This is a genomic window from Micromonospora sp. DT178 (genome assembly GCF_049841695.1).
Taxonomy (GTDB): Bacteria; Actinomycetota; Actinomycetes; order Mycobacteriales; family Micromonosporaceae; genus Micromonospora.
The window spans coordinates 1-257 of sequence record NZ_JBNCKV010000091.1 but is presented as its reverse complement, the minus strand read 5'-3'; the positions used below and the strand labels follow the sequence as shown (position 1 = coordinate 257).

General features: G+C 67.3%; 1 pseudogene. It reads left to right on the top strand.

Annotated elements, in window-relative coordinates:
• Positions 1 to 257: pseudogene (locus ACLQ22_RS32095) on the top strand (hypothetical protein); the annotation flags it as partial.

Here is a 257-nt window from a genome sequence, read left to right as displayed (position 1 = left end):
CGTAAGAGCGTTCTTGGTGTTGCTGGTCTGGCGTTTGCCGGTGGCGTGTTCGCCGGTCCCGCGACTGCCCAGGCGGCCCCGTCGGTCGAGTCGATGCCGGTGGCCGTGGCGGTTCAGGCCGACAAGCCGGACATGGGCGTGCTGGTGCCGCATGGTGTGCAGGGTGCGCAGTCGCGTATAGACCTGTCGGATGAGCAGGTCGCCAACGTCAAGGCCATCATCGCCGCGACGAAGAAGGCCGGCATGAACGAGCGCGC